The sequence below is a fragment of the Hymenobacter agri genome (assembly GCF_054778495.1).
Genome location: NZ_BAAGZM010000186.1, coordinates 1 through 7,062 on the forward strand (window position 1 = coordinate 1; position 7,062 = coordinate 7,062).

The following is a 7,062-nucleotide window of genomic DNA, read 5'->3' on the forward strand; positions in this document are numbered from 1 at the left end:
GTTGTCGGTGGCCACGTAGCCGGGCGCGATGGCGTTCACATGCACGCCGCGGCCGGCCCATTCGTTGGCCAGCGCCTTCACCAGCGAGCCGATGGCGCCCTTGCTGGCCGCGTAGCCCGGCACGTTGATGCCGCCCTGAAACGTGAGTAGCGAGGCCGTGAAAATGATTTTGCCGCACCCGCGCTTCAGCATCTCGCCGCCCAGCGCCCGGGCCAGCCGAAACGGCGCGTCGAGGTTCACGCTGAGCACGGCATCCCAGTCATCGTCGGAGTGCTCGGCGGCCGGCGCACGGCGGATAATGCCGGCGTTGTTGATGAGAATGTCGATGACCGGAAAATCGGCCTGCACTTCCCGAATGAAGGCCTTGAGCTGCGCGGCATCGCCCAGGTCGGCGCGGTAGGCGCGGAAGTCGCGGCCCAGGGCGCGCACGGCGGTTTCGGTTTCGCCACCCTCAGGCAGGCTGCGCGACACGCCAATGATGTCGGCCCCGGCTTCGGCCAGCGCGATGGCCATGGCCTGGCCAATGCCCCGGTCGGCCCCCGTAACGAGGGCGCGCTGACCAGCGAGACTGAAGAGAGCGGAGAGGGCGGCCATGAAAATCGGATGAGGGCGACTGGACTTTGCAGAGGAATTAGCCGGATATTTCCTACTCTTGTGGAGCGGTTGGCTGATTAAAGGTTCCGGGCAGGGCTGGGCGAAAGCAAGAGTTGGACAATGTTTTTTTGTGCAATCGTTGCCGGGAACGATGGCGCGTTGCGCCTGGCGGGCTTCTGCCGTCCTATTTAAGCCCGCCGCAGTACCTTACGGGCCGTTAGTCGGCACTCACCCCGCGCCGGCAAGCCTGCTGCTGTTTATTGAACTTTAGAAAGAAAGCCGCTTGGACCCCGTCACCATCAAAGACATTGCCCGCGCCCTGAACCTGTCGACCTCGACGGTATCGCGGGCCCTGCGCGACAGCTACGAAATCAGCCCCGAAACCAAGCGGCTGGTGATGGAATACGCCGAGCGTCTCAACTATCGCCCCAACCCGATTGCGCTCAGCCTCAAGGGTAGCAGCAGCAAGGCGCTGGCCGTCATCGTGCCCCAGATTGCCAACAACTTCTTCTCGCAGGCCATCAACGGCATCGAGGCCATTGCCTACAACCGCGGCTACCACGTCATTATTTTCCAGACGCACGAAAGCTACGAGCGCGAAATGGCCAATGTGCAGCAGGCCGTGGCCCGCCGCGTCGACGGCCTGCTCCTCTCGCTTTCCAGCGAAACCTCCGATGTGGCCCACCTGCACGCCCTGCACGCGCAGGGCGTACCGCTGGTGCTCTTCGACCGCGTGGCGCCCGCCCTGCCCGTGACGCAGGTAGTAGCCGACAATTTCGGCGGGGCCTACGCCGCCACCTCGCACCTGCTGCAAACGGGCCGGCGGCGCATTGCCCACCTCACCATTCCGCCCTACCTCAGCATCACGCAGGAGCGCCTGGCCGGCTACCGCGCCGCCCTGGAGCAATACGGCGTGGCCTTCGATGAAAACCTGGTGCGCTACGGCACCTTCGGCCCCGACGAGGCCGATGAGCTGGTGGAGCAACTGCTGGCCCAGGAGCCCCGCCCCGATGCCTTTTTCACGGCCAGCGACCGGCTGGCGCTGGGCTGCCTCACGGCGCTGCGCAAGCGCGGCATCCGCATTCCGGAGGACATTTCGCTCATCGGCTTCACCAACCTACCCGCCGCCGAAATGCTGAACCCGCCCCTGAGCACCGTGACGCAACCGGCCCAGGAAATCGGCCAGCTAGCCGCTGAACGTCTCATCGAGCTCATCGAGCGCAAGCAAAAAGCCTCGCCGCCCGGCACCGTGAAGCTGCCCACGGCGCTGCAGGTGCGCGAGTCGTCGGCCGCAACAGTGCGCAAGGAGGCCGATTTCCGGATTGGGCTGTAGCGCCTCCTTGCTGAGAAATTAAGAACATCATGCTGAGCGCAGTCGAAGCATGACGTTCTGTTGGTCTTTAATTATGCCCTACTTCCCCAGCAGCCAGCGGCCCAAGTCTTTACCGGCCTGGAAGTTCTGGAACGAAGCCGGAATCTTGCGGCCGTCCACGTACTCGTTGTATAGCCACGGGTCGCCGAGGACGAAGACCTTGCCCTTGCCCAAGCGCGCCGTAGCCATGATAACCTTGCCGTTGTTGGTCACGAGCGGTTGGGCGGGAGCGGCCACGCTCAGCACGGCCAGCTCTTTGATGTAGGCCGAAGTAGCATTTTTGAACACCGCTTTACCCGAGGTTAAATCGACGCGGCCCTGCTCGAACTGGCTGCCCTGCACCATGTTCACGCTCTGGGCGGTGAATTGCACGCCGAAGTTTTTAGCTAGCTCGTTGAAGTGCTTGATTTCACAGTTGGCTGTGTCGTTGGCCAGCAGCACGAGGGTGCCGCCGCCGCGCACCCAGTCGGTAACCGCCTTGCTATCGGCAGGCTGAATGTAGTTGGGCGTGGGCGACTCCTTGCGCGTGTCGGGGTCAACGATGATGTAGACACTCAAGGGCTTGAGGCTGGCGGCCGTGGGTGCGGCGGGCACGGCCACGGTGCGCGCGCCCAGCTCGCGCAGCTGGTTGCCCCACAGCCAGAAGCCGCCGTGCGTGCGCTCCTCCCAAGTGTAGTGCCACTGCTCAGACTCGCCGGTGAAGGCGTTCTTGCGCATTTCGTGGTTATAGAAGTAATCGAGCCCGACCATTTTGCCCTGGCCCACCGCGTCTTCGGCAGCAATTTCCATTTCGGTGCTGGCCAGAATGAAAGGGCCGACGCCCTTCAAATCGTTTTTGCGCAGCGGCTCGCTCAGGTAGTATTCGTAGCTGCCATCGCGATATGGCCTGCCGCCCAGGCCGCCCACGCTCACGGTGCCGTTCAGAGCCAGCGCGCCGTTGGGGGCGGTTTCCACGAAGGTTTTCAGCAGGCCGTCGTAGCCTTTGCGGGCCACGGCGGCGTATTTTTTATCGAGGTAGCCCAAGCGCACACCCTTGGCCAGCGCGTACACAAACATGCTGCTGCCCGAGGCTTCGGCATAGTTGCCTTTACGGCCCTCCTGGCCCATTACCAGGCTCCAGGTGCCGGTTTTGGCATCCTGGTATTTGGCCAGCGCGGGGGCCAGCCGTTGCAGGGCCTGCACCAGGGCGGGCCTTTGGGGATGGTCGGCGGGGAAGTAGTCGAGCACGTCGACCAGCGCCATGGCGTACCAGCCAATGCCGCGGTCCCAGAAATGGGGGCTTTGACCGGTGGTTTTGCTGGCCCAGGCCTGCTCGCGGCTTTCGTCGTAGCCGTGATAGAGCAGGCCGGTTTTGGCATCCACGAGGTGCTTCTCCATCAACGCAAACTGCCGGGCTACGTCATCGAGCCCGGCGGGCTGATTGAACAGGCGGCTGTACTCGGCATAGAACGGCTCGGCCATGTACAGGCCGTCGAGCCACATTTGGTTGGGGTAAATTTTCTTGTGCCAGAAGCCCCCTTCGTTGGTGCGCGGCTGCGTATCAAGCTGCTTGCGCAGCACCTGCGCCGCCTTCACGTATTTGGCCTGATTGGGGCCCGACACCTGGGCCAGCAGTAGCACGGCGTGGCCGGTGGTTACGTTATCAAGCAGATAATCATCGGGCTTATAGGTGCGAATGCTGCCATCGGGCCGCACGTACTGGTCGAGGTCTTTCTGGATGTAGGTGAAATAGCGGGCGTCGCCGGTGCGCTGCCACACGCGCTCCAGCGCCTTCAGCATCAGGCCCTGCTCGTAGTCCCAGCGGGCCGTTTTGCGCGCGCCGATAACAATGGAATCCGGGTGCCAGCTGATGAAGGCATCGGCCATGCGCTGCGAGTACGGGGCCGCGGTTTGGGCCGCGCCGGTTTCGGCCAGCAACGCGAGGCTCAGCAGCGGCAGGACAAGTCGTTTCATAGGTTTCTCAAACGGATTTCCCGCAGTGGGTCGCAGTGGTAAAAGCGCAGTGGGCGCAGGGTCGTTCAATGCTCCATTGCGACGGACTCTGGAAAACATGAAATAATCAACGTCCAGCCAACGTCACGGTCTTCTTTGCCACCTTATCGCCCAGTTCCACGCCACGTTTCACCTTTTTGGTGTCGGTATTCGTCAGGCGAATGTCCTTGCTGCGGTCGCCGGTCACACGTAGCAGCAGGTCGGCACCATCGGCGTAGCGAATGTTTTCGAGGGCGATGTTGCGGCTGTTCTGCACTTCGAGCACGGGCGTGGTGTCGGTCGAAAGCAGCGTCACGTTTTTGAGGCGAATGTTCTCAGCTTCCTGGCACACGAGGCCTTTCTTACTCTCGATAACGGCATTTTCGATGCTGATGTCCTTGATGCTCATTTCGGGTAGACCGCGCACCAGAATACCGGTAGTAGCGCCCTTGCAGGTGATGTTCGAAATCCGGAAGCCTTTGAACTGCGGCGTGCCCTCGTTCAGCGGCTGCGCGGCAATAATGGGCGGCGCGGTGCTTTCGCCGGCCAGCGGCACGGGGTCTTTGGCGGCGTAGTACATGTCGAACAGCACGGCCTCGCCGGCAATGTCCGTCATGTCGATACCGTCGACGAAGATGTTCTCGACCACGCCGCCGCGGCCGCGGGCCGTTTTAAAGCGCAGTCCCACGTCGGTACCCATGAAGGTGCAGTTGCTCACGTAGAGGTTGCGCACGCCGCCCGACATCTCCGAGCCAATCACGAAGCCGCCGTGGGCGTGGTACACCCGACAGTCGCGGATGATGAAGTTCTCGGTGGGCACGCCACGCCGGCGTCCCTCGGCGTCGCGGCCGCTCTTGATGCACAAACCGTCGTCGCCCACGTCAAACGTGCAGCCTTCAATCAGCCCGGTGCGGCACGATTCTACGTCGATGGCGTCGGTGTTCTGACCGTACCAGGGGTTGCGGGCCGTTACGCGGCGCACGGTCAGGTTCTCGCACAGCAGCGGATGAATCGTCCAGGCCGGCGAGTTCTGAATCACGAAATCCTCCAGCAGAATCTGCTTGCAGCGCGTGAGGCTGAGCATATTGGGCCGCAGAAAGTCGCGAATATCATCGAACGCCGTGGGGTCGAGGCTCTTGCGCGGGGTGCCGGCGGCGGCCAGCTGGTTGCCCTTCAACGAGCTGGCCGAGGGGTACCAGTAGTCTTTTTTCTCGCTCAGCACGCCGCCCGAGCCCACCAGCTTCAGCCACTGCGTTTCGTTCAGCTTGCTTTTTTTCACGGGACGCCATGCGTCGCCCGCGCCGTCAAACGTGCCGTTGCCGGTGATGGCGATGTTGGTAAGGTCGGTGCCCGAAATGGGGGCCTGGCTGCGAATGGCCTCCTCCCCTTCCCAGGTGGTTTTGATGAGCGGGTACTGGCGGCGGTCAGCCGTGAACTGCACCAGCGCGCCGGTAGCCAGGTGCAGGTTCACGTTGCTTTGCAGCGTGATAGGGCCAGTGAGCCACAACCCGCGGGGCACCAGCACGGTGCCGCCCTGGGCCGCGCAGGCTGCAATAGCTTTGCGGAAGGCCTCGGTATTCAGGGTCTGGCCATCAGCCACGCCGCCGTATTGGGCCAGGTTGAAGGTATCACGGCGGAACGACGGTGCCAGCACCACGGGCAGGTCGGCGGTGAGCTGGCCGGCGTAGGCGGCCGGGCGCAGGTGGCTGGCCAGCCCGAGGTGCTGGGTCTGCACGTCCTGGGCCACGAGCTGGGCCACGCGGGTGGCACCGTATTCCGAGAAGTGGGTGTTGTCGTTTTTGGCGGGCGGCACCGGGTTTTCCTGGTAGTAGCCATTCTGGTAGCTCCAGAACAGCGGCCGGGTACCGGCCTCGCCCAGCTGCGAGTACATCTGCCAGCTACGCTCGTGCAGGTCGATGAGCGGCACTTTCTGGGCCTTGGCCACTTCGCGCACCACGCCAGGGTACTCGCCGTGGTCGTCCTTCCTTTTGCCCGCCTCGTCGAAATAGCGGCGGCCTACCGGCGTGAGCAGCACGGGGTTGGCACCTTTGGCTTTGGCTTCGGCCACAAACTTGGTAAGGAGCTGGCGGTACAGCGTCTGGGCCGGGGCCGAGCGCACGCTGTCTTCCACCTTCGAGTCGTTGTGGCCGAACTGAATGAATACCCAGTCGCCGGGCTTCAGGCCATCGAGCACCTTGGCCCAGCGGCCTTCGCGGTAGAAGCTTTTGGTGCTGCGCCCGTTCACGGCGGTGTTGCGAATCACCACGCCGTTGTCGAAATATTGGCCGAACGCCATGCCCCAGCCGCGCTCGGGCTTGGTGAGGTCGGCCTTGTCGGCCATCGTGGAATCGCCCACCAGAAACACCTGCGTGGGCGGCGCGGCGGCCGGCCGAAAGGCCGTGGCCAGCAGTGCCCCGAGGCCCGCCAGCAGCAGCGTGGCACTTGTTTTCATCATCAGCAAAGCCGGGTTGGTTCAGTGGCAAAAGCCGGGCCCACTGCGGGACCGGCCCCAACAATATTACCCCTTCGCAACCGCCCGGCCCACCGAAAAAGCCGCTCGCCGCCCGCTTTATTTGCGCAATCGTTGCCGGGAACGTTGGCACCGGCAGGGCTATGCTGCCGGCGCAGCGTGCGTCAGCTCGATGCGCGTTAGCACCCCCCGGCCTAGGGCCGCCTCCTGCACCAGCAAGGCGCCGAGCAGTTGCACCCGTGCCCCAATGCTGCGCAGCCCCACCCCGGCCCGCACCGAAGCCGGAGAGCCAAACTCGTAACCGCAGCCGTTGTCTTCCACTTCCAGCACCAGCTGTGAGCCGTTCTGGTGCAACCCGATGCGCAGGAAAGTGGCCCCGTGAGCGTGTTTGAGCGAGTTGTGCACCAGTTCCTGGCAGATGCGGTACAGCGCCAGCTCGGCCGCCTCTGGCAGCGCGTGTGGGTAGTGCGCATCGAAATGCACATCCAGCCCCTCGGCGTGGCGGCTGAGGTCGGCTAGACGCTCCAGGGCTTTCACGAGCCCCACGCGGGCCAGGCTGGCGGGGTAAAGCTGGTGCGAAGTGCTGCGCACGTCGGCCACGGCGGCAGCCAGCACCTCGCGAGCTACTGTGAACAGGGCGGCAGGGTCGTCGGCC

5 protein-coding genes are annotated in these 7,062 nt (G+C 63.7%); 1 reads left to right on the forward strand and 4 read right to left on the reverse strand.

Translation table 11 applies throughout. The features are described from left to right. Positions 1-594 (reverse strand): SDR family NAD(P)-dependent oxidoreductase (locus ACYVDE_RS10975; protein ID WP_460501559.1); only part of this gene is annotated, 594 nt, incomplete at its 3' end. 283 nt (positions 595-877) lie between these two features. Between ACYVDE_RS10975 and ACYVDE_RS10980 the strand changes: the two genes are divergently transcribed. Continuing rightward, on the forward strand, positions 878-1,927 hold the full coding sequence (locus ACYVDE_RS10980) for a LacI family DNA-binding transcriptional regulator (protein WP_460501560.1): 1,050 nt from the start codon (positions 878-880) through the stop codon (positions 1,925-1,927). Positions 1,928-2,005: 78 nt separating this feature from the next. On the opposite strand, the gene ACYVDE_RS10985 is transcribed toward ACYVDE_RS10980, so the two are convergent. From ACYVDE_RS10985 to ACYVDE_RS10995, 3 genes are all read right to left on the reverse strand, one after another. Further along, complete coding sequence (locus ACYVDE_RS10985) at positions 2,006-3,919, reverse strand: glycoside hydrolase family 88 protein (RefSeq protein ID WP_460501561.1); 1,914 nt, start codon at positions 3,917-3,919, stop codon at positions 2,006-2,008. Positions 3,920-4,025: 106 nt separating this feature from the next. Then, positions 4,026-6,392 (reverse strand): glycosyl hydrolase family 28 protein, encoded by a 2,367-nt coding sequence (locus tag ACYVDE_RS10990; protein WP_460501562.1) that lies wholly within the window; start codon positions 6,390-6,392, stop codon positions 4,026-4,028. 156 nt (positions 6,393-6,548) lie between these two features. After that, positions 6,549-7,062, reverse strand: a 514-nt coding sequence (locus ACYVDE_RS10995; RefSeq protein WP_460501563.1) for a sensor histidine kinase, incomplete at its 5' end; no start/stop codon positions are given.